The following is a 24,395-nucleotide window of genomic DNA, read 5'->3' as shown; positions in this document are numbered from 1 at the left end:
CCCTCGCGCCATGGCACTCCTGCACAAGAAAACCCCCTCGGCCGTGCACCACCACCCGGCGCCGCGGTCCGATCGTCTCGATACGCGGGTGCTCGAAACCTTCGTCGGCTACAACGCGCGCCGCGCGTGGCTGATCGTCAGCCAGGTCTTTGCCGAGCGCATGGCGGTCTACGGGCTCAAGCAGGTGGACTTCTCGGTGCTGTCGCTGCTCGCGCACAACCCGGGCGCAACGTCGCGCCAGCTGTGCTCGACCCTCGACATCCTGCCGCCCAACCTGGTGAGCCTGATTGCCGCCATGGACGCTCGCGGATTGATCGAGCGCCGGCCCCATCCGCATGACGGCCGCGCCATCGGCCTGTACCTGACGCCGGCCGGAGAGCAACTGGTGCGCGAGGCCGAACAGACCGTGATGCAGCTCGAAGCCGATACCAGCGCCCGCCTCACGGCGCGCGAGCGCGAGACGCTGATCCGGCTGCTGCAGAAGGTGTACCACCAGGCGCCGGGTGCCCCCGCGGAGGCCGACGGCAGGGCAAAGGCTAGAAGCGCTCCGTGAACGGCATGCCGCCGGCGCCGCGGCTCACCAGAACTTCCACCAGGGTCCCCGCATCGGCGAAGAGGCGGGCGTCAGGAGCTGCAGGCCCGAGTCGCGAATGCGGCGCCGCTGCTCGGCTTCAAGCGCCTGGGCCATGCGGTGGGCCAGCTGGTCGCCCTGCATCGCACGCATGCGCCACTCCGTCGCGAGGCTCTGGAGCTCCTGATCCTGCAAGGTCGCGGGCGACATCGGGGTTTCGGACATGCCGAAATTCTGCCCACGGCCGATCGCGGCGGCAACGTAGAGCTTTGACTTACATCGCCATCCGGCTTCAGGCCGGCGCCGGGCCGCCCCGGGGGCATCGACCCCACGAAGTGAGCGAGCGTGGGGGCCAGGCCGGCGCCGGGCCGCCCCAAGGCGGCCTGCGGCCCCCTCGGGGGGCAGCGACCCACACGAAGTGGGGGAGCGTGGGGGCTCGCTAACCCAGAAAACCATCCCAGCTCAGCTTGAGCCCGGTCAGCAGCATGCCGAGATAGACGAAGCGGTAGAACCAGACCGGGTCGATGCGGCGCGCGATGCGAATGCCCACCCACACGCCCAGTGGCGCGATCGGCAGCAACACCAGCGAGGTCGCCATGTTGCGCCAGTCCAGCAGCCCGAGCCAGGCATAGGGCACCCACTTGCTCAGGTTCACGACGAAGAAAAAGTAGGCCATGGTCGCCGTATAGGCCACGGGCCCGAGCCGCAGCGGAATCACGTAGGCGCTGACCGGCGGCCCGCCCGCATGGGCGATGAAGCTGGTGAACCCGCTGAGGGTGGTCAGCACGGCACCGCCCGCCCTGGAGGGCGGCGGATCGCCCGGACGCGGCGGGAACAGCAGGCGCTGGGCGAGAAAGAGCAGCGTGAAGACGCCGACGATGCCAGCCACCTTGTCCGCCGGCAGCGCCTTGAAAAGAAGGGCGCCGATCACCGTGCCCGCCAGGCCATACGGAATCAGGAAGCGCAGCAGCCGGCGATCGAAGTCGCGGCGGAAGGCGGCGAGGCCCAGCAGGTCCATCAGCAGCAGCACCGGCATCAGGATGGCAGCCGCCTGCGGCACGCTCACCACCAGGGCCATGAAGGGGACCGCGAGGGAGCCGAAGCCGGCGCCGAAGCCGCTCTTGCTGACGCCGAGCAGCAGCACGGCTGGAACGGCGACCGCATAGAAATGCAGGTCGGTGATGATCGGGAGATTCAAGGCGGGGGAACTGGGGGTGCGTGAGCGCTACATTGTCCACGCCGCATCCCAACGTCCGCCATGATCATCCTCGACGCCGACCAGACCCGTGCCCAGCTGAATTTCGAGCGCCTCGTCCCGGCCCTGCGCGCGGCCTTCGCGAGCGAGGCGACGGTGCCGCCGCGCCACGTCCATGCGGTGGCGGCCGGCGCCGACCGCGGCACCGTGCTGATCATGCCGGCGTGGAGCGAGGCCGGCTTCCTCGGCATCAAGACCATCAACATCTTTCCGGGCAACAGCGCGCGCGGCCTGCCCGGGCTGCATGCGACCTATGTGCTCTACGACGCCCACACGGGCGTGCCGCTGGCGCAGCTGGACGGCAACGAGATCACGGCCCACCGGACCGCCGCCGCTTCGACGCTGGGCGCATGCTTCCTCGCCCGCGAAGAAGCGTCGACGCTGCTGGTGCTCGGCACCGGGCGCGTGGCACGCCTGCTGCCGGCGGCTCATGCGAGCGTGCGGCCGATCCGCGAGATCCGCTGCTGGAACCATCGCCCCGAAGGCGCGCAGGCGCTGGCCGCCGAATGGCGGCAACAGGGCTGGAACGCGCAGGCGGTCGGCGATCTCGCGGCGGCGGTCGCGGCCGCCGACATCGTCTGTTGCGCCACGCTCGCGACCGCGCCGCTGGTGCGCGGCGAATGGCTGGCGCCGGGCTCCCATCTGGACCTGATCGGCAGCTTCACGCCGGCGATGAAAGAAGCAGATGCAGCCTGCTTCGCCGGCGCCCGCGTGTACGTCGACACCGACGAGGCGCCGACCAAGGCCGGCGACCTGCTCGACGCCATCGCCGCGGGTGCGGTGTCGCTGGAGACGATCCAGGGGACACTGGCACAGCTCTGCCAGGGCGAACGGCAAGGCCGCCGCTCCCCTGGCGAGCGCACGGTCTTCAAGGCCGTCGGCAGCGCGCTCGAGGACCTGGCGGCCGCGACCCTCGTCTGGCGTGCCTGCGCCGGCTAGTCGAGGCTGGCGCCCGACTCCTTCACGACCTTGCCCCACTTCACCGTCTCGCTCTCGATGAAGGCCGCAAACTGCTCCGGCTTCTCGCCATGGGGCTCGGCGCCCTGCTCGGCCAGCTTCTTCTTCACTTCCGGGTCGGCCAGGGCCTTGAGGATGGATGCATTGAGCTTGGCGACCACCGGTGCCGGTGTGCCGGCCGGCGCCAGCAAGCCGAACCACGAGGTGGCCTCGTAGCCCGGCACGCCGGCCTCGGCGATGGTCGGCACGTCGGGCAGCGCCGGCGAGCGCTTGGCCGTGGTCACCGCGAGGGCTCGGAGCTTGCCGCCCTTCACGTGCGGAATGGCGGAAGGCATGTTGTCGAACATCACCGAGATCTGCCCGCCCAGCAGATCCGACACCGCAGGCGCGCTGCCGCGGTACGGCACGTGCTGCATGTCGACGCCGGCCATCTGCTTGAAGAGCTCGCCCGACAGGTGGATGGAGCTGCCATTGCCCGATGAGCCGAAGTTGATCTTGCCCGGGTTGGCCTTGGCGAAGGCGATCATTTCCTTCACGCTCTTGAACGGCTGCGACGGATTGGCCACCAGCAGGTTCGGCACCATGGCCACGCGCGAAAGCGGCGCGAAGTCCTTGATCGGATCGAAGGGCATCTTCCGGTAGAGGCTCTGGTTGATGGCGTGCGTGCCGACGGTGCCCATGAACAGCGTGTAGCCATCGGCCGGGGCCCGCGCCGCGGCCTGGCCGCCAATGTTGCCGCCGGCACCGGCGCGGTTGTCCACCACCACCGTCTGGCCGAGGTCGCGCCCCATGTACTGGCCGATCACGCGAGCCAGGATGTCGGTGGTGCCGCCGGCCGAGAAGGGCACGATGATCGTGATGGGCTTGGCGGGAAACTGGGCCTGCGCCGAAGCGGCGAAGGGCGCCAGCGACACGGCTGCGGCTGCAGCGGCGAGGACGAAGGTGCGGCGCTTCGGCGCGGCGTGGGAAGGGAAACGTGACATGGAAAGCCTGGGAGAAAGTTGAATCGAAAAGGACGGCATTCGGATCAGACCGGTGCGACGCCCAGCGTGGTGCCGCCGCAGACGTAGAGCACCTGGCCGGTGACGAATCCGTTGTCGGGCGAAAGGAAGAACATCGCGGCTCGGGCCACGTCGTCCGCCGTACCCAGGCGCTTCACCACGATGCTGTCGATGATGCGCCGGGTCTGCGGCGCCCCTTCGGGGTTGCTCTGGCGAAAAAGTTCCGTCGCGATCGGGCCCGGCGCGACCGCATTGACGGTGATGCCGTCGCCGCCGAGTTCCATCGCCAGCGTCCGCGTGAGGCCGATCAGTCCGGCCTTGGTGGCCGAGTACACGATGCGCTCGGGCTTGCCCAGCGCCGCACGGGACGACACGTTCACGATCCGGCCTCGGCCCGATGCGCGCAGCGCCGGCAGCGCCGCCTGGATCAGGATCATGCTGGCCTTGAAATGCAGGCCGACGACGTAGTCGAGGTCGGCCATGGTCGCGCTGTCGATCGTGCCGGGGCGCGTGGCGCCGGCGTTGTTGACCAGCGCCGTGACGGCGTAGGTCGACGTGATCCTCTGCGCGATCGCCTGCGTATCCCCTTCCTGCGTCAGATCGGCCTGGAAGGAGACGAGATTCTCGTGGCTCCAGTCAGGCTTCTTGTGGTCGAGATTGACGACGGTGCGTCCTTGCGCGAGCAATGCTTCGCAGGTGGCCCGGCCAATGCCGGAGCTGCCGCCCGTGACCAGGGCGACTTCTTGTTGACTCATCTTGCTTTCCAGATTTCAAGGCGGGCCGCAGGGGCGCGGCCCGCGGGGGAACGCGCTCAGACGCGTTCGAGGATCAGCGCGATGCCCTGGCCGACGCCGATGCACATCGTGCACAGCGCATAGCGCCCGCCGCCCTTGTGCAGCTGGTTCACCGCGGTGGTGGCCAGTCGCGCCCCGCTGGCACCCAGCGGATGGCCGAGCGCGATCGCGCCGCCGTTGATGTTGACGCGCGCATCGTCGTCCTTCAGGCCCAGCAGGCGCAGCACGGCCAGGCCCTGGGCGGCGAAGGCCTCGTTGAGTTCGATCACGTCGATCTGGTCGAGCTTCAGGCCGGTGAGCTTCAGCACCTTCTCGGTCGCCGGCGCCGGACCGATGCCCATGACGCGCGGCGGCACGCCCGCCACCGCCATGCCGACCACGCGCGCGCGCGGCGTCAGGCCGTGCTTGGCCGCGCTGGCCTCGTCGGCCAGCAGCAGGGCGACCGCGCCGTCGTTGACGCCGCTGGCATTGCCGGCGGTGACGGTGCCGTCGGGGCGCACCACGCCCTTGAGCTTGGCCAGCGCCTCGAGGCTGGTGTCGCGCGGATGCTCGTCCTTGTCGACGATGATCGGGTCGCCCTTCTTCTGCGCCACGCTCACCGGCACGATCTCGGCATCGAAGAAGCCGGACTTCTGCGCCGCCACGGCGCGCTGCTGCGAAGCGAGCGCCATGCGGTCCTGCGCCTCGCGCTCGATCTTGTAGTCGGTGGCGACGTTCTCGGCGGTCTCGGGCATCGAGTCGACGCCGTACTGCGCCTTCATGAGCTTGTTGACGAAACGCCAGCCGATGGTGGTGTCGTAGACCGCGTTGTTGCGGCTGAAGGCGCTCTCGGCCTTGGGCATCACGAAGGGCGCGCGGCTCATGCTCTCGACGCCGCCCGCGATCATCAGGCCGGACTCGCCGGCCTTGATGGCGCGCGCCGCCGTGCCGAGCGCATCGAGCCCCGAGCCGCACAGGCGGTTGATGGTTCCGCCGCCGACTTCGAGCGGCAGGCCGGCGAGCAGCGCGGCCATGCGCGCGACGTTGCGGTTGTCCTCGCCGGCCTGGTTGGCGCAGCCGTAGAGCACGTCACTGACCGCCTGCCAGTCGACGTTCTTGTTGCGTGCCATCAGCGCCCGCAGCGGCACCGCGCCGAGGTCGTCGGTGCGCACACTGGACAACGAACCGCCGTAGCGGCCGAAGGGCGTGCGCACGGCGTCGCAGATGAAGGCTTGATTGCTCATGGTGAAGTCTCCTGTGGTTCAGATGGCGATCGGCAGGCCGACCAGTTGTTCCAGTTCCGCGTGGCCGAGGCCCTCGACCTTGTCGATCAGCTTCAGGCCCGAGGGCGTGCATTCGAGGGTAGCAAGGTCGGAATACACCCGCTTCACGCAACCGAGGCCGGTCAGCGGATAGCTGCATTGCGCGACGATCTTGCTCTCGCCCTTCTTGGTCAGGAGATCCATCATGACCCAGGTCTGCCTGGCGCCGATGGCCAGATCCATGGCGCCGCCGACCGCGGGGATGGCGCCTTCCTCGCCGGTGCTCCAGTTCGCGAGGTCGCCGGTGGCCGAGACCTGGAAGGCGCCGAGGACGCAGATGTCGAGGTGGCCGCCGCGCATCATCGCGAAGCTGTCGGCGTGGTGGAAGAAGGCACCGCCCGGCAGCAGCGTCACGGGCTGCTTGCCGGCGTTGATCAGGTCGTAGTCCTCCGCGCCCGCCGCGGGTGCGGGACCCATGCCGAGGATGCCGTTCTCGCTGTGCAGGATGACCTCGCGGCCGGCCGGCAGGTGGTTCGCGACCAGCGTCGGCTGGCCGATGCCGAGGTTGACGACGGCGCCGTCGAAGATGTCCTGCGCCACGCGCGCGGCGAGTTGGTCCTTGGTGCGGCGTTGGTAGCTTGCGGTGGGGATGCTCATGGTCATGCTGCCTTCTTGAAACCGCCGGCCTGCGTGGCGACGCGCTCGACCTTGACGACATGGTGGACGAACACGCCGGGCGTCACGACCGCCTCGGGGTCGAGCGCGCCGAGTTCGACGACCTCGTGCACGGTCGCGATGGTCTTCTTCGACGCCATGGCCATCACCGGCCCGAAGTTGCGCGCCGCCTTGCGGTAGACCAGGTTGCCCCAGCGGTCGCCCTGCTCGGCCTTGATCAGCGCCACGTCGCCGTAGATCGGGTACTCCAGCACGTAGGGCTTGCCGTCGATCTCGCGCGTCTCGCGGCCTTCGGCCAACTGCGTGCCGTAGCCCGTCGGGCAGAAGAAGGCGCCGATGCCTGCACCCGCGGCGCGGATGCGCTCGGCCAGATTGCCCTGCGGCACCAGTTCGAGTTCGAGTTGGCCGCAGCGGTAGAGGCCGTCGAACACCTGGCTGTCGGCCTGGCGCGGAAAGCTGCAGATGATCTTGCGCACGCGGCCGGCCTTGAGCAGCGCGGCCAGGCCGGTCTCGCCGTTGCCCGCGTTGTTGTTGACCACGGTGAGGTCACGGGCGCCCTGCTCGATCAGGCCGTCGATCAGTTCGATGGGAATGCCGGCAGTGCCGAAGCCGCCGATCAGCACCGTGGCGCCGTCCTTGATGCCGGCCATGGCATCGGCGACCGAGCGTGCGATCTTGTTGATCATGGAATCTGTCTCCTGGAAGGGGAAGAAGCCGAACGCCTTGCCTCGCGATTTGTCGGCGGGTGCGCGGAATTTGTTCGCATGTCGAACAGTTGTTCGTATAATGAATTCTAAGGACGATACCACGCCATGGCAACCCAGCAGACACAACCCGTTGCACCCGCGCCCGGCGACAGCTACGTGCAGTCCTTCGCGCGCGGGCTGCAGGTGATCCGCTCGTTCAGCGCCGGCGCGCCGCGCCAGACGCTCAGCGAGGTGGCGGCCGCCAGCGGTCTCACGCGCGCCGGCGCGCGCCGCATCCTGCTCACGCTGCAGACGCTGGGTTATGTGACGAGCGACGGCAAGCATTTCGGCCTGACGCCGCGCATCCTCGACCTGGGCTTCGCCTACCTGTCGTCGATGCCGATCTGGAACCGGGCCGAGCCGGTCATGGAGGCCTTGGTGCGGCAGGTGCAGGAGTCGTGCTCCGCCGCGGTACTCGACGCCACCGACATCGTCTACGTGATGCGGGTGCCGACCCACAAGATCATGCGCATCAACCTGGGCGTCGGTTCGCGCCTGCCGGCCTATTGCACCTCGATGGGGCGGCTGCTGCTGGCCGACCTCGACGAAGAAGAACGCCATGCGCGGCTCGCGGCCTCGACCCGCGAGGCCTTCACCAAGCACACGCTGACCGACATCGACGCCTTGCTCGCCAAGGTGGCGCAGGCGCGGCGGCAAGGCTGGTGCCTGGTCAACCAGGAACTGGAAGAAGGGCTGGTCTCGATCGCCGCGCCGATCGTCGATCGTGCGGGCCGCACCGTGGCCGCGCTCAACATCAGCGGCCAGGCCAACCGCACCAGCGCCAAGGTGATGCAGGACACGATGCTGCCGGCACTGCTGGCCTCGGCGCGGGAGATCTCGCGCCTGCTGTAGGCCCTAGCCGCCCTTGCTCTCTGCCTGCCGCTGCAACTGCGCGCGCACGTAGTCCACATGCTGGCGCAGCGTGTAGACCCGGTCCGTGAAATCGAGCGGGAACTTGGTCCGGACGACCTCGTCCTCGATCCGGTCGAGCTTCGCCCGGGCCTCCAGCCGCTCCTGGTCATCGAGCTTGCGCGAGGCCAGGTCCTGCTCGAGGAACTTCAGTTCGCCGTAGCGGCGGTACAGCACGCTCTGGCGGCGCCAGGCGATGAGTTCGGGCAGCACGCGGACCAACGGCAGCAGGATCGCCGCCAGCGGCACCAGCAGCAGCAGCAGGCGCTGCACATAGTTCGCGGCCCAGAAGGGCAGGTAGCTCTGCAGGAACGGCCGGCCATTCTTGAAGTAGCGCTCGGCTTCGGACGCGAGCGGGAAATCGGTGCCGATGGGACTCGGGAAATCGCCGGGCCGGTCGATGATGCTGGGCTGCCGGTGCACCTGCCGCGCCGCCTCGAGCAGCAGGTAGGCCAGCGCCGGATGCAGTTCGTCGCGCACCACCAGGTTGGCGGTGGTGGCAAGCAGGTGGATGTCCTGGGGCGGCAGGTCGCGCCTCGGATCGACCGAGCCGCGCTTGAGGGTCACGGGCTGGAAGTACGGAAAGCGCCGCGCCAGGCCATCCACATGGTCTAGCGAAGCCAGCCGCACGCGGTCGTCCGCGAGCAGCTTCTGCACCGCCGGGGCCTGCGCCGCGGCGATGATGATCGCGGCATCGACCTGGCGGCCGGCGAGCAGGTCCGCCGCCGCCATGCCGCCTTCGCTCACGAAGGTCGTGCCCTGCGGGCCGTTGGGGACCACGCCGTAAGCCGCCAGCAGTTCGGTCGCGACCTTGTGGTTGCCGCTGCCCGGGACACCGATGGCGATGCGCCTGCCGGCCAGGGGTCCCAGCCCCTTTGTCAGGTCGAGGGTGTGGGTGAAGATCCAGACCGGTTCGAAGGCGACGGTGGCCAGCGAGCGCAACGGCGTCGACTCGGGCGGGGCGTCGGGATCCTGCGCCAGCAGGCCGATGCCGCCCTGCACGAAGCCGACGGACACCGTGCCGTCGTTGAGCCGCTGCAGATTCTCGACGCCGCCGCTCGACGTGCGCAGGTCGAGCCGTATGCCGTTGGCGCGCAGGATCTCCTGATAGCGCTCGCCGAAGTGGTGGTAGGCGCCGTCGGCCGGGCCGGTGCTCATCACGAGCGATCGCGGCGGCGCCGGGCTGACGTAGCGCACGACCGCCCAGCCCAGGGCGGTGAGGACGGCGACCCCCAGGATCCAGTACAGCAAGCGGCGGCGGGAGGGCAGGACGAACGGTGCGGGTGACTTCATGCCGGGTGCCGGAGGCTGGGTTGGGGAGCCTGATTCTGGCCGCATTCCGGCCGGCCGCGCCGACCCTCAGGCCGGCGGCTTGATCGCGCTGTACTCGGAGAAGATGCCGAGTTCGGTGTGCCGCTTCACCCCTTCGAAGCCGGCGGCACGCAGCGCCGCCAGCACCGACTCCGGCGCGATGCAGGCTTCGATCGTGTCCCAGTAGTAGCGCCAGAGTTCGGCCGTGTCATGGCCCTGTGCCACCACGCGGGCGATCAACGGCACCACGCCGCGCATGTAGGCCTTCAGCACGGCCGTGCCGGTTCGCCCCGCAGGCTTGCTGATCTCGAGCACCAGCAGCCGGCCGCCCGGCCGCAGCACCCGGAAGAACTCGGCGAAGGCGGCGTTCACGTCGGCGATGTGGCGCAGCGCATAGCCCATGCTGATGAAGTCGCTGCTGGCGTCGGGCCGCGGCAGCGCCTCGGCCCGGCCGCGAACCAGTTCGACACCGGGCAGCGTGACCTGCCCCATCATCCCGGGGCTGGGGTCGACCCCCACCAGCAACCCGCGCGGGCCGATCAGCGTGAGCGCCTCGCGCGCGACCAGCCCGGTGCCGATGCCGACGTCGAGCACCTGCGCGCCGGCCACCAGACCGGCCCGCTCCAGCGCCTTGCGCCGATACCACGGCCCCGAGCCGAGCGCGAGCACCCGCTCGATGCGGTCGTAGTCGGGCGCGGTGTCGTCGAAGATGCGGAGCAGGAACTGCTGGTGCTCGGCCTCGTCCCCGTAGTAGGCGGGCAGCGGCGTGTGCGGCGCGAGCGCCTCGGTCGGAGGGGGCGACGGGCTGTGGCTTTGCATCGGCGATTATGGCCACAGCTCAGGGGTTCGTGGCGGGCTCCAGCACGAAGTCGAAGGCCAGCGTGTGAAACGGCCGGGTCTGCAGGCTGCCGTCCGGCGCGGTGCCGCCCTCGGGGTGCGATGCGAAGTCGCCGATCAGCGAGCTGCGCACGCCGAAGACCGCGTCACTGTCGAGGTAGCGATCGCCATCGCGAAACACGTGCGTGATCAGCGTCTCGTAGCCCGGCGCCTCGATCATGAAATGAACGTGTGCGGGCCGCCAGGGATGGCGCCTGGTCACCCGCAGCATCGCGCCCACCGGACCGTCGGTCGGAATCGGATAGGCCACCGGCATCACGCCGCGGAACCACAGCCGGCCCTCGGCATCGGTGCGGAAGACGGCCCGGCCCTGCGGCCGGTCCAGCCCAGCCCGCTGCACGTCGTAGAAACCCTCGGCGTCGGCCTCCCAGACATCGACCTCGGCATCGGCGACGGGCTCGCCGTCGCGGCCGCGCACGGTGGCCTGCACGAACAGCGGCTCGCCCTTGGCGCCACCCGAGATGTCGTCGCCGAGCGCGAGACGCGGCGCCCCCTGTACATGGAAGGGGCCGAACACGGTCGCTTCGGTGGCCTGCGCGCTCTTCGCATGATTGAGCGCCACCGTGAGCATCGACAGGCCCAGCGTGTCCGACAGCAGGATGAACTCCTGCCGCTTGTCGCTGCACTTCTGACCCGTCGCGGTCAGGAACTCGATGCCGGCCGCCCACTCGGCTTCGGTCAGTTTCACCTCGCGCGCGAAGTCGTGCAGGTGGCGCACCAGCGCCGAGAGCACCTCCTTGAGCCGCGGGTCTTCGCAGCCCGCCATGCGGTCGAGCACGGCGGCAGTGATGGTGTGTTCATTGATGTTTCGCATGGGGATGGAGCTCCAGTTCGGGGGGACGTGCGGCGGGCAGCGAGCGCTTCGGGGCCACCGGGTGCGCCGACAGCCGGCGCTGCGTGGGAAACAGCGACCAGCCCCAGCGCTGCTGGGCGAAACCCCACAGGCCCTGCTTGAAGAAGATGGTGACCAGGATCGCGAGCAGGCCGAGCCCGAGCAGATACCAGGTGCCGTAGTCGCTCAGAAACTTGTTGAGCGCCCAGAAGATCAGGGCGCCGAGCATCGGTCCTTCGATGCGGCCGATGCCGCCGATCACCACCATGAAGATCGCGAACGCCGTCCAGTTGACACTGAAGGCCGCGTCGGGGCTGATGCGCAGGTTGCCCACGAAGTACAGCGCGCCCGCCAGGCCGGCGCCGAAGGCCGCGACCACGTACACCGCGAGCTTCATGCGCACGACCGGGATCCCCTGCGACTCCGCCGCGACCTCGTTGTCGCGGATCGCCAGCAGCGCCAGCCCGCGCTTGCTGCGCAGGAACAGGTAGACCAGCGCGATCGCCGCCACCACGCAGGCCAGCGCCATCCAGTAGGTGACGCTCTCGCGCGTCGCGCGCTCGATGCCGCGCAGGGCCGTGAGCGTGGTGCCCGAGCCGCCGCCGACCGCCGACACGTTGGCGAAGCTCAGCCGGAACACTTCGGCGATCACCCAGGTGCCGATGGCGAAGTAGCCGCCCGAGAGGCGGAAGGCGACGAAGGACACCGGCACCGCGATCACGCCCGCCGCCAGTGCGCCCAACGGAATCGCGAGGAAGGGATTCAGCCCCGCGAAGTTGCCGAGCATCAGCATCACGTAGCCGCCGAAGCCGAAGAAGGCCTGCTGCCCGATGCTCACCATGCCGCCGTAGCCCGCCAGCAGGTTCCACATCATCGCGAAGATGAAGTAGCAGGCGATCTCGACGAATTCGCGCATCCAGCTCGACTCGCCCCAGAACGGCAGGCTGGCCGCCAGCACCACCAGCGCGCCCGCAGCCCACAGCGCCGAGCGGCTCGCAGGGGTGCTGCGCACCACGTCGAAAGTCTTGTTCGTCATGACCGGTTCCATGGTTGCGGGCCTCAGCCACGCGTCTTGGGGAAAAGGCCTTGCGGCCGCAGCACGAGCACCCCCAGGAAGACCAGGTGGCCCATCCAGATGCCCCAGCCCGGATCGAGCCGGAAGCCGATCTGCTGCGTGATGCCGAGGATCATCGCGCCGGCCAGCGTGCCCCAGAACGAGCCCATGCCGCCGATGATCACCGCCTCGAAGGCAAACAGCAGCAGGAGCGGCCCGTCCGATGGCGACACCGTGGTACGCATGCCCTGCAGCGCACCGGCGATCGCGATCAGCACGAAGGCGATGCCGGTGGCCAGCGCGTAGACCTGGTTCGCCTTGAGCCCCATCAGCTCGGCGATCTCGCGATCGTCCGAGACGGCGCGGAAGGTCCGGCCCAGCGGCGTGCGCGCGAACATCCATTGCATCGCCGCCGTGGCCGCCAGCGCGACGGCCAGCACGACCAGCGGAAGCACGCCGACCGCCAGCGAATCGGTGAGCTGCAGCGACCGGGTGGCCAGCGGACCGATCTCGAGGGCGCGCGGATCGGCCGAGAACAGCTCCAGCAGAAGGTTCTGGATCACGATCGAAAGGCCGAAGGTCACGACCAGCGAGGGCAGCGGATCCTTGCCCAGCGTGCGGTTGAGCACGTGGCGCTGCAGCAGGTAGCCGAAGCCGAACGCGATCGGCAGCACCGCCAGCACCACCCAGATCGGCGCGCTGCCGGTCAGCGAGACGCCGGCGATGGCGGCGAAGGCCGCCAGGATGATGAAGTCGCCCTGCGCGACATTGGTCAGGCGCATCACGCCGAACATCAGCGACAGGCCGAGCGCGAACAGCGTGTAGAGGCCGCCGAGCAGCAGGCCCTGGATCAGGGTCTCGATCATGGCGCGGCCGCCTCCGCGTGCGTCTCGAGGCCGAAGTACGCCTGCGAGATCTGCTCGCGCGTGAGCTCGCGGGAGCGCCCGGTCAGCGACACCCGCCCCTCCTGCAGGCAGTACACGCGCTGCGAGACCTGCTGGGCCATGCCCACGTCCTGCTCGACGATCACGACCGTCATGCCCTCGGACGTGATGCGCGGCATGGCGGCATAGATCTCGCGGATCACGATCGGCGCCAGGCCCAGCGAGAGCTCGTCGCACAGCAGCACCTCGGGGTTGCTCATGAGGGCGCGGCCCAGCGCCACCATCTGCTGCTGGCCGCCCGACAGCGCCATCGCGGGCTCGCGCCGCTTCTGCGCAAGGATCGGGAACATCTCGTACAGCCGCTGCAGGTTCCAGGGGCCGGCACGGCCGCTCGCAGCGCCCATCAACAGGTTCTCCTCGACGCTGAGGCTGGCGAACAGGCGCCGGCCCTCGGGCACCATCGCCAGGCCGTGCCGCACGATCTCGCCGGGCGGCAACCCGCCGATCGCCTCGCCCTTGAACCGGATCGCCTCGCGCGGCGCGCGCACCAGGCCGGTCAGGCACTTCAGGAAGGTCGACTTGCCGGCCCCGTTGGCGCCGATGATCGCCAGCAGCTCGCCGGGGTGCAGCTCGAAGTCGATGCCGAACAGGGCCTGGGCATCGCCGTAGAAAGCCTGGAGGCCCTCGGCGCAAAGCAGTGCCGTCATATCTCCATCCCCATGTACACCCGCCGCACTTCGGGATCGTTCATCACCGCGCGCGGGCCGCCCTCGGCCAGCTTCTGCCCGAAGTTGATGACGAACAGCCGGTCGGCCAGCGACAGCAGCGCATGCACCACGTGCTCGATCCAGATCATCGTGACGCCGCGCGCCTTGATCTGCTGCAACTCCTCGACCAGCTGGCGCGCCTCGGGCTCGGTCAGCCCGCCCGCGATCTCGTCGAGCAGCAGCAGCTTCGGCCGCGTGGCGAGCGCGCGGGCCAGTTCGAGGCGCTTGCGGTCGAGCAGGGTGAGGCCACCGGCCGGCTGGTTCGCCCGCGCCATCAGCCCGGTCTGCGCGAGGACTTCGTGCGCGGTCTGCCAGGCTTCCTGCTCGCGCTCCTGCGCGCCGAAGCAGGCCGCGGTCACCAGGTTCTCGAACACGCTCATGTGGCCGAAGGGCTGCGGCACCTGGTAGCTGCGGCCGATGCCCGCGTGGCAGCGCTGGTGCGGCTTGAGCGTGGTCACGTCGCGCCCCTCGTACTCCACCCTGCCCGCATCCACCCGCACGTCGCCCGAGATCAGGTTGAACAGCGTGGTCTTGCCGGCGCCGTTCGGCCCGAGGATGCCCAGGGTCTCGCCCTCGGTCACCGCGAGCGTGATGCCGTCGGTGACCTTGAGCGCGCCGTAGGACTTGCTGACGGCGTGAAGCGCGAGCAGGGTCATCGCGTTCAGCCCGGCATCGGCCTGAGCGCGCCACCGACGGGGATGTCCGGCGCGGCCTCGTTGCTCACGATGGTGAGCTCGTACTTGTACTCCTTGCCTTTGCCCCATTGGCCCAGCACCAGCGGCGTCTTGCTGACGTTCTTGAAGGGACCCTGGCCGCCCCACTTGACCGGCCCGACCACGGTCGCGAGCGACGTCGCGGCCACCGCATCGCGCACATCCGGCGCCTTGGACGACTTGGCCCGCGACAGCGCGTCTGCGGCCACCTCGAACAGGGCATGCGCAAAGCCGATCGGCTGCGTCCACTGCTTCTTCGCGCCGGTCTCGTAGGCCTCGGCCAGTGCCTTCGCGCTCTGCTTCGTCAGGCTCGAGGTGAAGGGATGCGAAGGGCTCCACCAGACTTCGGTCGACAGGCCGTCGCCGAGTTCGCCCAGCGCATCGATGGCGCCCGGGAACAGCAGCGCCTTGCCGAGCGTGATGATCTTCGGCCTGAAGCCCTGCTGCCGCGCCTGCGTCAGGAAGGTCTTGGCATCGGGCGGGATCACGACGCCGGTGACGATCTCCACGCCGTCCTTCTTGAAGGCCGCGATCTGGGCGCTGAAGTCCTGCGTGCCGTTCTGGAAGCGGCCCGGGTCGACCAGCGTGAAACCCATCTGCGAGAGCGGCTTCGGGAAGCCGAGTTCCTTGTCGCCCCAGGCGTTGCCGTCGCCGTCGTTGGGGAAGAGGCCGCCGACCTTCTTGTTGGTCGGGATCGTCTTCCAGCCGTTGGTGAAGTTCGCGATCACGTCTTCCAGGCCCCAGAACAGGTGGTAGGTCCACGCGAAGCCCTTGGCCGGATCGCCCTTGCGGCCGAAGAACCAGGGCTGCCATGGCACCACGCTGGAGATGCAGGGCACCTCGTTGAGCTCGCAGGCGTCGCTCACCGGATTGGCGGTCTCGGGCGTGCCGGCGGTGAGCACCAGCGCGACCTTGTCCTTGAGGATCAGGTCATTGGCGACTTCGCCCGCGCGGTTCGGGTTCGACTGGCTGTCCTTCAGCACGATCTGCACCGCGTATTTCTTGCCGCCGACGCCGATGCCGTCCTTGAAGGCGATCTTCATCTGGTCGATGACCCACTTGTCCGCTTCGCCGAACGGCGCGAGCGGGCCGGTCTGCGGCGACACGTAGCCGATCTTGAGCGTGTCGGCCGCGAAGACCCGCGGCGCGGCGCCGGCGGCGGCCAGTGCGGCCGCGGCCTGGGTGAACTGCCTGCGATTGAATGTCATGGTTGTCTCCTTTTCTTTCTCTTCCTGCACAAGGAATCGCCGGCAGCGTCAGCCGGGCGGGTCGCCGTCGAACGCGCGTTGGAGCAGCGCGCGGATCGCGTCGCGCGCGGCCGGCCCGAAGGGCCTCGGGTTCCAGTAGGGGTTGCTCACCGCAAGATCGGCCGCACGGTCGAGGTCCTCGGCGCGCATGCCGATGTCCCTGAGCGCAACGGGTGCCGCGTTGTCGCGTGCGAGCGCGTAGAGCCCCTGCGCCGCGGAAGCGGTGCCTAGCGCGCGCGCGATGCGCTCCATCGCACGCGGCGCCGCCTCGGCATTGAAGGCGATGGCATGCGGCAGCACCACGGTGTGCACCTCGGCATGCGGCAGGTTGAAGCTGCCGCCCAGCGTGTGGCAGAGCTTGTGGTGCAGCGCCATGCCGACGCCGCCGAGCACGCTGCCGCAGAGCCAGGCGCCATAGAGCGCGTCGGCGCGCGCCTCGATGTCCCCGGGCTGCCGCCGGATCGCCGGCAGGGCGCGCGCGATCGCGGCGATGCCTTCCTGTGCCATCAGGTCCATCACCGGGTTGCTGTCCTGCGCATAGAGCCCCTCGGCCGCATGCGCGATCGCATTGATGCCGCTGGTCACGCTGAGGCCCGCGGGCAGGCCGCGCGACAGCTCGGGGTCGTAGATCACGGTGCGCGGCAGCACCCGCGGGTCCTTGCCGGTCTTCTTGAGGCCGGCTTCGGTGAGGCCGTAGATCGGCGTCATCTCGCTGCCGGCGTAGGTGGTCGGGATCGCAAGGATCGGCAAGCCCGAATCGAGCGCGATGGCCTTGCCCAGCCCGGTGGTCGAGCCGCCGCCGATGGCCACGGCGCAGTCGGCACCCAGCCGCCGCGCGACCTCGCGGGCTTCGCGCGCGGTCTCGATCGGCACGTGCATCACGGCGCGGTCGAAGATGCCGGCCGCCCGCACGCCGAGCATGTCGGCCACGCGCTCGGCCTGTCCGCGCTGCCCCGGCGTCGAGAGCACGAGCGCGCGCCGCGCGCCCAGCGCCTCGATCTCGCGCGCCAGGTGCCGCAGCGAGCCGGCACCGAACACGACGCGCTGGGGATGGCTGGTGTAGACGAAGTCACGCATGGTGTTCAGCGCACGAAGTGCGGTGGAATCTGGGCGTCGATGTTCACCCACACGCTCTTGACCTGCGTGTACTCGCGCATCGCATCGAAGCCCATTTCGCGCCCATAGCCGCTCTGGCCGACACCGCCGAAGGGCGAGCCGGGGTTCACGCGCTTGTAGCTGTTGATCCAGACCATGCCCGCGTGCAGGTCGCGCGCGACGCGGTGGGCCCGCTGCAGGTCGCGGGTCCACAGGCCGCTGCCCAGGCCGTAATCGGTGCCGTTGGCGATCTCCATCGCCTCCTCGTCGTTCTTGAAGGTGAGCACCGTGACGAAGGGACCGAACACCTCTTCCTGCGCGACACGGTCGCGAAACGACTTCGCGCGCACCACCGTCGGCTCGACATAGCAGCCGCGCGCCAGGTCGCCGCCCGGCGACCGGCCGCCCGCCAGCACTTCGCCGCCCTCGCCCTTGGCCACCTCGACATAGCTCAGCACGCGCTCGCGGTGCTGCGCGCTCGTGAGCGGGCCCATCTCGGTCGCGTCGTCGATCGGGTTGCCGAGCCTGATCGACTGCGCCAGCGGGATGAACTGCTCGAGGAAGGCGTCGGCGATCTTCTCGTGCAGCATCAGCCGCGAGCCCGCGATGCAGGCCTGCCCCTGGTTGTGGAAGATGGCCCAGGCGCTGCCGTTGACGGCGGCCGGCAGGAAGGCGTCCTCGAACACGATGTTGGGCCCCTTGCCGCCGAGCTCGAGCTGCACCTTTTTGAGGTTGCCGGCGCTGGCCTGCACCACGCGCCGGCCGGTCGCGGTGCTGCCGGTGAAGGCGATCTTCGCGATCTCGGGGTGCTCGGCGATGTACTGGCCCACGACGCTGCCGAGGCCGGGCACCATGTTGACCACGCCGTCGGGCATGCCGGCCTCGGCCATGAGCTCGACGATCCTGAGCGAGCTCAGCGGCGTGATCTCGGCCGGCTTCATCACGATGCAATTGCCGGCCGCGAGCGCGGGCCCCATCTTCCAGCTCGTGAACATCAGCGGGAAGTTCCACGGCACCACCTGGCCGACGATGCCGACCGGCTCGCGCAGCGTGTAGTTGAGGAAGCCGGCCTCGACGGGAATCGTCTCGCCCTGGAACTTGTCGGCCATGCCGCCGAAGTAGCGGAAGCAGGCCGCGGTGCGCGGCACGTCGAGCTTGCGCGAATCACGGATCGGGTGCCCGGTGTCGAGCGACTCGAGGCGGGCCAGATCCTCGGTGTTGGCCTCGATGAGATCGGCGAGCTTGAGCAGGATGCGGCCGCGGTCGGCTGCCGCCATGCGGCTCCAGGCCGGAAAGGCACGCTTCGCCGCGGCCACCGCGCGGTCGACGTCGGCCTTGCCCGCCAGCGCCACGTCGGCGATGGTCGAGTTGTCGTGCGGGTTCAGCGTGGCGAGCGTCTCGCCCGACTCCGCGTCGACGAAGCGGCCGTCGATGAAGAGCTGGTGGCGGATGGGCGTCTTCAGGCCGGCGGCCTGCTGGATGTCTGCGAGGGTCATATGAGGATCTCCAGCTTTGACTGCAAGTTCAGGAACACCGCGGAACCGGCTTTGCCGGGCCGCTGGTGTTGCCCCCTGGAAGGGGGTGGGCGGCTACACGAAGTGAGCCAACCTGGGGGGGTGTCATTTCAGCCATGGGTAGCGGGCGGTGTCCTTGCCGGCGTAGTCCGGGTCGAGGTAGATGAAGCAGCGCTGAATCAGGAAGTCGCGGATCTCGAAGACGTCGCACCAGCGGCCTGCGCCCCACTCGGGCACGCCGGCGCGCCACGGGCCGTCGGCGTGCTCGCCGAAGCTCGTGCCTTCGCAGGCGAACAGATCGGTGCCCGTGAAGATCCAGTTGAAGCCCGCGTAGTCGTGCCGGATGGACTTGCCGCGGCTACCCACGTCGCCGAACAGCTTGCCGATCTGTTCCTTGCCGTTCGCCAGGCCCCATTTGGGGAAGTACACCTGCGCGTCATCCGCGAACAGGTCGAGGATCGAGCCGCCGGTGGAGGTGACGCCGCCGTTGTCGTAGGCCTTGAGGTATTCGAGCGCCACCGACTTGCGTTGCTCGTCGGTCATGGTTTGACGGGTGAGTGCCATGGTGTGTCTCCTTCTTCGCCTGAAGCGGTGCGGGCCGTGCGCGGCGCGACGCCGCACCGGCACGGGGCCGGTCGCGGCTTGCCACACGCGTCGTCTCCTCGTGGCGAGGGCTGCGCGGCCTCCCGCGCAGCCTTCGCCCATGTCCTAGAACTGAACCGGGATCTCGGGGCTCTCGCCCTTCTGGATCTCGTAGACCAGGCTGGGCGAGCCGTTCTCCCAGACCAGCAGCATCGAGCGCTTGGGGCTGAAGCCCTGATGGCGGCAATAGGCGGGCATCGCGGCCATGTCGCCGGCCTTCATGATCACGCGCGCCATCGGCCGGCCGGTGTTCTTGTCGCCGCAGTCCCAGTGGATCTCGTCGGTCATCTGGAAGAACCACTCGACGCGGTCGTTGCCGTGGATGATCGGCAGGATGTGCTCCTCGGTGGTCGGGCACATGTAGCTGTGTTTGACGACCGAAGTGAAGCTCGGATTCCACGTCACCTGCGAGCGGCTCAGGAAGCCGAACAGGTTGAAGGCATGCACGTCGTTCTCGAAGCCGGGCTCGGGATGCAGCTCGGGCTCGCCCTGCGGCACGTCGGCGAAGGCGCGGTTGATCGGCGCGCCGCGCGCGTCGCTGCGCAGGTCGAGGTCGCCCTTCAGGCCGACGCAGCGGGTCGCCAGCTCGCGCGCCCGGGTGATCTTGGCCGTGTTGTTGCCCTTCTTGCGGCCGTAGGGCGAGCCGGTCTCTTGCGGCGCTGCGAACGGGTCGAAGCTCTCGTTGGTCCAGTCGTCGAGCATGGCCTCGAAGGTGGCGCGGATCTGCGCGGTCGGGAAGTTCTCGAGCAGGTCGATGCCGGCCTCCTTCATCGTGCCGTTGAAGCTGCCGGCATAGAGGTCGACCGACTGGTAGTGGTTGACGGTGCCGATCACGTCGTCGAAGTTGACCCAGCCGTAGAAGAAGCCCCAGGCGACGTCGCGCATCAGGGCGCGCAGGTAGTTGCCGACGTCCAGCGTGTGGCTCATCGGCCGGCCGTCGCGGGTCTTCCAGGTGATGTGGGCGAAATACTCGTCGCGCCGGAAGCCGAAGCTGCCGAGCGAAAAATCCTTGTAGCCGAGCGTGGCGTCGGGTTGCGACGCGATGACCTTGGCGAGTTCTGCGGGTGCGTTCATGGCGGTGCTCCTCGGCGGCTCAATGCGACTGGCAGATGTCTGCCCACTTCTCGACGGAAAGATCGCCCTTGCAGGTCTGCAGCACGATCACGCCGGGCGCGCCGGCGGTGCGGAACTGGTAGGCCGTGTTCTTCGGCAGCAGGCCCTGGTGGCCGCGCGAGAGCTTCATCCAGCCCATCTTCGGGCCCTTGGGTTCACCCTTCACGAGCACGGCGCCGTTCTTCTCTGCGTCGGCCACGGTCTGGCTGGCGTCGAGCTGGACCAGGTGCACCTCGACCTCGCCATCCATCACCAGCGCGAACTCGTCGTGCGCGCTGGTGTACCAGGGCGACGTGCCTTCGGCGCGCAGCGTCTCCAGCACGTAGATCTGGTTCTGGCCGAACACCACCTTCTCGTAGGGACTGCTCTTGCTCGCAATCTCGAAGCAGTTGGAAAACGCATAGTGGCGCACGTCGTCGGCGATCGGCTCGACGTGGCCCTTCTCGAAGTGCTGGAGGGACCCGAAGCGGGTCTGGTAGGCAGCGGTCATGGTGTGTCTCCTGAAGTGCCAAACAGTGCAGCGATGGACTGCGATGAATGGACTGTAGGAAACGGCGGGCCGCTCCGGTAGGCCTCAAATGCGGGCCGCATTGTTCGGCGATTCCGGTCAATGCGCAGGGTTTACCCGCGATCGCCTAGCCGTCGGCGATCAGTCCCGGCGGCAGCATCCCTCGCTCGATCATCGCGGCGTCCCAGGGCGGCACCTTCGCGAAGGCCGCCGTGATGTGCTCGATGAAGAGTCGGAGCTTGAACGCGTTGCGCGAGGTGCCCGCATAGACCGCGCTCAAGGAGAACGAGGACAGCTGGTGCTCCGGCAGCACGACCTGCAGGTCGCCGCGCAGGATGGCGTCGCCCGCCACCAGCGTCGGCAGGCAGACGATGCCGGCGTGCTCCAGCGCGTACTCGCGCAGCAGGTGGACGCTGTTGGTGAGCAAGGCGGCGCTCATGTAGATCGTCACCTGTTCGCCGCCATGGTGAAAGGTCCAGCGGTCGCGTGTCGGGTAGCCCGAATAGAGGCCCAGCGCGTGCTTGTGCAGGTCGCGCGGGCTCTGGGGCATGCCGTGCGCGGCCAGGTACTCGGGCGTGGCGCAGAACACGCGGCGCACCGGGAACAGCGGCCTCGACACCAGTTCGGTGGAAGCCGCCGGGAAGATCTGCAGCGCGCAATCCACGCCCGCCTTGACCGGATCCACCACCGCATCGCTCACGATCAGCTCCAGATGGATGTCCGGAAAGCTGACCTGGAAGGCGCGCAGCAGCGCCGCGAAGTGGCCGAGCACGAAGCCGGTGAGCGCATGGATGCGCAGCGTGCCGGTGGGCCCGGCCCTGGCGTCGCGCATCTGGTCCATGATGTCGTTGGCCCGGCCGACCAGCTCGGTGCAGTCGCGCAGGAAGGCCTGGCCGACGTCGCTGAGCCGCACCACGCGCGTGCTGCGGTGGAACAGCGGCGCGCCGACATGGTCCTCGAGCTGCTTCACGCGGCTGGTGACCACCGACTTGGACACCCGCATCTGCCGCGCGGCCTCGGCGAAGCTCTGGGTCTGCGCGACGCGAACGAATGTCTCTATGTTTTCGAGGCGGTCCATGGCTCAGCAATGTAGCGGCCCGGCGCCGCCTGTGGGGCCGGTGCTAATCTTGGCGGATGTTCAATCCCTCCCAAGAGGAAGTGCGTCGCTTCTTTTGCGACGTCTTCGCCAAGAGCCGCCGCGGCGAGCCGATGGAAGCGCTCGAGATCATCGCCAGCCGCTGGATCGACGAGCACCCCGAATACCACGCCGACCTGGCCGACGCCGACGCCGCGGTGGCGCGCGTCTACGACGGCAAGGACGGGCGCGAGAACCCCTTCCTGCACCTGTCGATGCACCTGTCGATCAGCGAGCAGTGCTCGATCGACCAGCCGCGCGGCATCCGCCAGGCGGTCGAACTGCTGGCAGCGCGCCGCGACTCGCTGCTCGACGCCCACCACGAAGCGATGGAGTGCCTGGGCCAGATGATGTGGGAGAGCCAGCGCGCCGGCCGCCCGCCCGACGGCGAGGCCTACGTGGCCTGCGTGCAGCGCCGCGCCACGCGGGACTAGTGGTGCCCCCACGCTCCCCCACTGCGTGTGGGTCGCGGCCCCCCGAGGGGGCCGCAGGCCGCCTTGGGGCGGCCCGGCGCCGGCCTGGATGACCCCCACGCTCCCCCACTGCGTGTGGGTCGTTGCCCCCGAGGCCCACGTGCGGCCGCGCCAGAAAGCACAAAGCCCGCAGCAAGCGGGCTTTGTCTGGGGCGCAGCGCCGTTCAGTCGGCGTGGTGGAAGCGCGACTCCGGCACCGTCTTCAGTTCGCCGGGCAGCGAGCTGATGTAGGCGGCGAGTTCCTTGATCTCGGGGTTGGTGTACTTCTTGGCCTGTCCGCTCATCACGCCGTTCGAACGGCCGAGCTGGGCATGGTTCTGCGCCTTGTACGACTTGAGCGCCACATAGAGGTAGTCGGCGTACTGGCCCGCGAGCTTCGGCACGGTGCCGTCGTTGGGCGTGTTGAAGTTGGCGCCATGGCACTTGGTGCAGGCGTTGTCCTTGTCGCGCGAGATCAGGGCCTGGACCTTGTCGCTGGGCGCCTTGGCGGTGGCCGGCGGCGCGTCGCCCTCCTTCAGGCCGAGCTGGCCGTAGTAGGCGCCGAGGTCGGCCATGTCCTGCTCGCTCAGCGAGTCGGCGATGGCGCGCATGGTCGGGTGCTTGCGCTCGCCGCCCTTGTACTGCGTGAGCGCGGAGACGATGTAGCTGGAACTCTGGCCCGCGATCATCGGCACCTTGTGGATCTCGGGAAAGCTCGCCTGGTAGCCGATGATGCCGTGGCAGCCCACGCACATCGCAGTCTTCTTGGCCCCGGCTTCAGCATTGCCGGTGATCTTCTGGGCCTGGGCCGAGACCGTCACGCAGGCGACAGCCAGGGCAAACATCGTGGTCAACAACTTGTTCATTTTGCGCGCACAATCTCGTGGAGAAACTTGTTTCAAATCAACATTTGATTATATGGGGGCTCCTCGCGGCCCCCGCGGACGAAGAATCGATGTTGTGTTCTTTCAACCACCCTCCGCACCACGCCATTCCATGAAATTCAAGGGTTCAGACAACTACGTTGCCACTCAGGATCTGATGCTCGCGGTCAATGCCGCCATCACGCTCAAACGTCCCCTGCTCGTCAAGGGCGAGCCCGGCACCGGCAAGACGATGCTGGCCGAGGAAGTGGCCCAGGCCCTCAACCTGCCGCTGCTGCAGTGGCACATCAAGTCGACCACCAAGGCGCAGCAGGGTCTGTACGAATACGACGCCGTGAGCCGGCTGCGCGATTCGCAGCTCGGCGACGAGCGCGTGAAGGACATCCACAACTACATCGTCAAGGGCGTGCTGTGGCAGGCCTTCACTGCGGACGAACCGGTGGCGCTCCTGATCGACGAGATCGACAAGGCCGACATCGAATTCCCGAACGATCTCTTGCGCGAGATCGACCGCATGGAGTTCTACTGCTACGAGACGCGCGAGCTGATCCGCGCCAAGCACCGGCCGGTGGTGTTCATCACCTCGAACAACGAGAAAGAGCTGCCCGACGCCTTCCTGCGCCGCTGCTTCTTCCATTACATCAAGTTCCCCGACGCGGAAACGATGAAGAGCATCGTCGCGGTGCACTTCCCGGGCCTCAAGCAGGAACTCCTGACCGCGGCCATGAAGACCTTCTACGACGTGCGCAACCTGCCCGGTCTCAAGAAGAAGCCCTCGACCTCCGAACTGCTCGACTGGCTCAAGCTGCTGGTGGCCGAGGACATTCCGCTGGAGGCGCTGCAGAGCAAGGACGACAAGGTCGCGGTGCCGCCGCTGGTCGGCGCGCTGCTCAAGAACGAGCAGGACGTGACCTTGTTCGAGAAGCTCGTGTTCATGCAGCGCAACAACCGATGAACGCTGGAAAGCACCCGACCAGGCAGTTGATGCTGTTCGGCGTGGCGCAGGCGGTGCTGTTCGTCGCCGGCGCGCTGCTCGGCCGCTGGATCGGTCTGCTGCTGGGCCTCGACGCCTTCGGCCCCGGTGGCTACACCAATAACGCGATCTTCGGCATCCTGCTGATCGGCCTCGGCGGTGGCGCCGGTGCCCAACTCGCGCGCGCCTGGTACGTGCGCAAGTACGGCAACCCCAGGAGTTGAG

Annotated in this window: 28 protein-coding genes; 6 read left to right on the top strand and 22 right to left on the bottom strand. The window is 68.6% G+C overall.

What is annotated here, in order from left to right; genetic code table 11:
* Nucleotides 1–10 precede the first annotated feature (10 nt).
* Nucleotides 11–553 carry a MarR family winged helix-turn-helix transcriptional regulator gene (locus AC1D2O_RS11670; RefSeq protein ID WP_478090653.1) on the top strand — a complete coding sequence of 181 codons (543 nt, stop codon included), beginning with the start codon at nucleotides 11–13 and terminating at the stop codon, nucleotides 551–553.
* Nucleotides 554–577: 24 nt separating this feature from the next.
* Here AC1D2O_RS11670 and AC1D2O_RS11665 read toward each other — a convergent pair whose 3' ends face one another.
* Both AC1D2O_RS11665 and AC1D2O_RS11660 read right to left on the bottom strand, forming a co-directional pair.
* Nucleotides 578–796 carry a hypothetical protein gene (locus tag AC1D2O_RS11665; protein WP_478090655.1) on the bottom strand — a complete coding sequence of 73 codons (219 nt, stop codon included), beginning with the start codon at nucleotides 794–796 and terminating at the stop codon, nucleotides 578–580.
* 214 nt (nucleotides 797–1,010) lie between these two features.
* Nucleotides 1,011–1,769, bottom strand: coding sequence for a sulfite exporter TauE/SafE family protein (locus AC1D2O_RS11660; protein WP_478157035.1), 759 nt, complete (start codon nucleotides 1,767–1,769; stop codon nucleotides 1,011–1,013).
* A 60-nt stretch (nucleotides 1,770–1,829) separates the two neighbouring features.
* On the opposite strand from AC1D2O_RS11660, the gene lhpI reads away from it, so the two are divergent.
* Nucleotides 1,830–2,765, top strand: a complete 936-nt coding sequence (lhpI, locus tag AC1D2O_RS11655) for a bifunctional Delta(1)-pyrroline-2-carboxylate/Delta(1)-piperideine-2-carboxylate reductase (RefSeq protein WP_478157033.1) — start codon at nucleotides 1,830–1,832, stop codon at nucleotides 2,763–2,765.
* Here the strand turns inward: lhpI and AC1D2O_RS11650 are convergent.
* From AC1D2O_RS11650 to AC1D2O_RS11630, 5 genes are read right to left on the bottom strand one after another with little or no spacing between them, the layout of a single operon-like run.
* Nucleotides 2,762–3,766, bottom strand: coding sequence for a Bug family tripartite tricarboxylate transporter substrate binding protein (locus tag AC1D2O_RS11650; RefSeq protein ID WP_478091393.1), 1,005 nt, complete (start codon nucleotides 3,764–3,766; stop codon nucleotides 2,762–2,764). The genes lhpI and AC1D2O_RS11650 overlap by 4 nt on opposite strands.
* Nucleotides 3,767–3,810: 44 nt before the next feature.
* The gene (locus AC1D2O_RS11645; protein WP_478091391.1) at nucleotides 3,811–4,539 is read right to left on the bottom strand and encodes an SDR family NAD(P)-dependent oxidoreductase; all 729 of its coding nucleotides are present in this window, start codon (nucleotides 4,537–4,539) and stop codon (nucleotides 3,811–3,813) included.
* Nucleotides 4,540–4,595: 56 nt separating this feature from the next.
* Nucleotides 4,596–5,801 carry a 3-oxoadipyl-CoA thiolase gene (pcaF, locus tag AC1D2O_RS11640; RefSeq protein ID WP_478157031.1) on the bottom strand — a complete coding sequence of 402 codons (1,206 nt, stop codon included), beginning with the start codon at nucleotides 5,799–5,801 and terminating at the stop codon, nucleotides 4,596–4,598.
* Between the two features lie 18 nt (nucleotides 5,802–5,819).
* Nucleotides 5,820–6,482 (bottom strand): 3-oxoacid CoA-transferase subunit B, encoded by a 663-nt coding sequence (locus tag AC1D2O_RS11635; RefSeq protein ID WP_478091387.1) that lies wholly within the window; start codon nucleotides 6,480–6,482, stop codon nucleotides 5,820–5,822.
* The gene (locus AC1D2O_RS11630; protein WP_478091386.1) at nucleotides 6,479–7,180 is read right to left on the bottom strand and encodes a 3-oxoacid CoA-transferase subunit A; all 702 of its coding nucleotides are present in this window, start codon (nucleotides 7,178–7,180) and stop codon (nucleotides 6,479–6,481) included. Before AC1D2O_RS11630 ends, AC1D2O_RS11635 begins: the two co-directional genes overlap by 4 nt.
* Nucleotides 7,181–7,306: 126 nt before the next feature.
* On the opposite strand from AC1D2O_RS11630, the gene AC1D2O_RS11625 reads away from it, so the two are divergent.
* A complete protein-coding gene (locus AC1D2O_RS11625) occupies nucleotides 7,307–8,092 on the top strand; it encodes an IclR family transcriptional regulator (RefSeq protein ID WP_478091384.1) in 786 nt (261 codons plus the stop codon).
* A gap of 3 nt (nucleotides 8,093–8,095) precedes the next feature.
* Here the strand turns inward: AC1D2O_RS11625 and AC1D2O_RS11620 are convergent, their stop codons facing one another.
* From AC1D2O_RS11620 to AC1D2O_RS11555, 14 genes are all read right to left on the bottom strand, one after another.
* Entirely contained in the window at nucleotides 8,096–9,442 is a 1,347-nt protein-coding gene (locus tag AC1D2O_RS11620; RefSeq protein ID WP_478157030.1) for a TAXI family TRAP transporter solute-binding subunit, read from the bottom strand.
* A 66-nt stretch (nucleotides 9,443–9,508) separates the two neighbouring features.
* Nucleotides 9,509–10,279, bottom strand: coding sequence for a class I SAM-dependent methyltransferase (locus AC1D2O_RS11615; protein WP_478157028.1), 771 nt, complete (start codon nucleotides 10,277–10,279; stop codon nucleotides 9,509–9,511).
* Between the two features lie 19 nt (nucleotides 10,280–10,298).
* A complete protein-coding gene (locus AC1D2O_RS11610) occupies nucleotides 10,299–11,171 on the bottom strand; it encodes an intradiol ring-cleavage dioxygenase (protein ID WP_478089319.1) in 873 nt (290 codons plus the stop codon).
* The gene (locus AC1D2O_RS11605) at nucleotides 11,155–12,225 is read right to left on the bottom strand and encodes a branched-chain amino acid ABC transporter permease (RefSeq protein ID WP_478089320.1); all 1,071 of its coding nucleotides are present in this window, start codon (nucleotides 12,223–12,225) and stop codon (nucleotides 11,155–11,157) included. The genes AC1D2O_RS11610 and AC1D2O_RS11605 overlap by 17 nt, the downstream gene beginning before the upstream one ends.
* 23 nt (nucleotides 12,226–12,248) lie before the next feature.
* Nucleotides 12,249–13,109: a branched-chain amino acid ABC transporter permease gene (locus AC1D2O_RS11600; protein WP_478157026.1), complete on the bottom strand. Its 861-nt coding sequence runs from the start codon at nucleotides 13,107–13,109 to the stop codon at nucleotides 12,249–12,251.
* Nucleotides 13,106–13,834, bottom strand: a complete 729-nt coding sequence (locus AC1D2O_RS11595) for an ABC transporter ATP-binding protein (protein ID WP_478089322.1) — start codon at nucleotides 13,832–13,834, stop codon at nucleotides 13,106–13,108. The genes AC1D2O_RS11600 and AC1D2O_RS11595 overlap by 4 nt, the downstream gene beginning before the upstream one ends.
* Nucleotides 13,831–14,550 (bottom strand): ABC transporter ATP-binding protein, encoded by a 720-nt coding sequence (locus AC1D2O_RS11590; RefSeq protein WP_478089323.1) that lies wholly within the window; start codon nucleotides 14,548–14,550, stop codon nucleotides 13,831–13,833. The genes AC1D2O_RS11595 and AC1D2O_RS11590 overlap by 4 nt, the downstream gene beginning before the upstream one ends.
* A 5-nt stretch (nucleotides 14,551–14,555) precedes the next feature.
* Nucleotides 14,556–15,815 carry an ABC transporter substrate-binding protein gene (locus AC1D2O_RS11585; RefSeq protein ID WP_478157024.1) on the bottom strand — a complete coding sequence of 420 codons (1,260 nt, stop codon included), beginning with the start codon at nucleotides 15,813–15,815 and terminating at the stop codon, nucleotides 14,556–14,558.
* A gap of 48 nt (nucleotides 15,816–15,863) precedes the next feature.
* Complete coding sequence (locus tag AC1D2O_RS11580) at nucleotides 15,864–16,931, bottom strand: maleylacetate reductase (RefSeq protein ID WP_478089325.1); 1,068 nt, start codon at nucleotides 16,929–16,931, stop codon at nucleotides 15,864–15,866.
* Nucleotides 16,932–16,936: 5 nt separating this feature from the next.
* Nucleotides 16,937–18,400 carry an aldehyde dehydrogenase family protein gene (locus AC1D2O_RS11575; RefSeq protein ID WP_478089336.1) on the bottom strand — a complete coding sequence of 488 codons (1,464 nt, stop codon included), beginning with the start codon at nucleotides 18,398–18,400 and terminating at the stop codon, nucleotides 16,937–16,939.
* Nucleotides 18,401–18,568: 168 nt separating this feature from the next.
* Nucleotides 18,569–19,027 carry a nuclear transport factor 2 family protein gene (locus AC1D2O_RS11570; protein ID WP_478089326.1) on the bottom strand — a complete coding sequence of 153 codons (459 nt, stop codon included), beginning with the start codon at nucleotides 19,025–19,027 and terminating at the stop codon, nucleotides 18,569–18,571.
* A 144-nt stretch (nucleotides 19,028–19,171) separates the two neighbouring features.
* Nucleotides 19,172–20,179, bottom strand: a complete 1,008-nt coding sequence (locus tag AC1D2O_RS11565) for a hydroxyquinol 1,2-dioxygenase (RefSeq protein WP_478157022.1) — start codon at nucleotides 20,177–20,179, stop codon at nucleotides 19,172–19,174.
* A 19-nt stretch (nucleotides 20,180–20,198) separates the two neighbouring features.
* Nucleotides 20,199–20,708, bottom strand: coding sequence for a cupin domain-containing protein (locus tag AC1D2O_RS11560; RefSeq protein WP_478089328.1), 510 nt, complete (start codon nucleotides 20,706–20,708; stop codon nucleotides 20,199–20,201).
* 145 nt (nucleotides 20,709–20,853) lie between these two features.
* Nucleotides 20,854–21,804: a LysR family transcriptional regulator gene (locus tag AC1D2O_RS11555; protein WP_478157020.1), complete on the bottom strand. Its 951-nt coding sequence runs from the start codon at nucleotides 21,802–21,804 to the stop codon at nucleotides 20,854–20,856.
* A 56-nt stretch (nucleotides 21,805–21,860) separates the two neighbouring features.
* Here AC1D2O_RS11555 and AC1D2O_RS11550 point away from each other — a divergent pair, with 56 nt between their 5' ends.
* Nucleotides 21,861–22,295: a DUF1841 family protein gene (locus AC1D2O_RS11550; RefSeq protein ID WP_478089330.1), complete on the top strand. Its 435-nt coding sequence runs from the start codon at nucleotides 21,861–21,863 to the stop codon at nucleotides 22,293–22,295.
* 203 nt (nucleotides 22,296–22,498) lie between these two features.
* On the opposite strand, the gene AC1D2O_RS11545 is transcribed toward AC1D2O_RS11550, so the two are convergent.
* Nucleotides 22,499–23,179: a c-type cytochrome gene (locus tag AC1D2O_RS11545; RefSeq protein WP_478089331.1), complete on the bottom strand. Its 681-nt coding sequence runs from the start codon at nucleotides 23,177–23,179 to the stop codon at nucleotides 22,499–22,501.
* 130 nt (nucleotides 23,180–23,309) lie between these two features.
* Here AC1D2O_RS11545 and AC1D2O_RS11540 point away from each other — a divergent pair, with 130 nt between their 5' ends.
* Nucleotides 23,310–24,152, top strand: a complete 843-nt coding sequence (locus AC1D2O_RS11540; RefSeq protein WP_478089332.1) for an AAA family ATPase — start codon at nucleotides 23,310–23,312, stop codon at nucleotides 24,150–24,152.
* Nucleotides 24,149–24,394, top strand: a complete 246-nt coding sequence (locus AC1D2O_RS11535) for a hypothetical protein (protein ID WP_478157018.1) — start codon at nucleotides 24,149–24,151, stop codon at nucleotides 24,392–24,394. Before AC1D2O_RS11540 ends, AC1D2O_RS11535 begins: the two co-directional genes overlap by 4 nt.
* The last annotated feature ends 1 nt before the right edge of the window (nucleotide 24,395 follow it).

This window comes from Variovorax sp. P1_G12, from assembly GCF_056405555.1.
The sequence above is the reverse complement of the archived record's forward strand: the minus strand, read 5'-3'. Positions and strand labels throughout refer to the sequence as shown.